The sequence below is a fragment of the Ligilactobacillus equi DSM 15833 = JCM 10991 genome, from assembly GCF_001435735.1.
In the GTDB taxonomy this organism is placed as follows: domain Bacteria; phylum Bacillota; class Bacilli; order Lactobacillales; family Lactobacillaceae; genus Ligilactobacillus; species Ligilactobacillus equi.
Map to the genome: position 1 here is coordinate 1 of NZ_AZFH01000049.1, position 262 is coordinate 262.

Annotated in this window: 1 pseudogene; it reads right to left on the reverse strand. The window is 36.6% G+C overall.

The features are described from left to right. Positions 1-119: 119 nt before the first annotated feature. Positions 120-262: pseudogene (locus FC36_RS12445) on the reverse strand (helix-turn-helix domain-containing protein); the annotation flags it as partial.

Below are 262 nucleotides of genomic sequence, written 5' to 3' on the forward strand. Positions count from 1 at the left end.
TTTATGGATAAATCGTCTAATAATACGAATTACATTCTCATTTGAACCACGTTCACATGGAATAAATTCCGTAGGAATTACTTCTTCAAGCTTTTGAGTTGTTGCATATGGTGAGTACTTACCCATCCACGCTTAACCTCATTATTAATAGTTTGAGGGGCCCTATTGAGCTTCCTAGCGATTTGACGGTTAAATAAGCCCATTTATTTGTAGGCTTGAATTTGTCCACGCTCTTGAATCGTTAAATGAGTTCCTTTTTGAG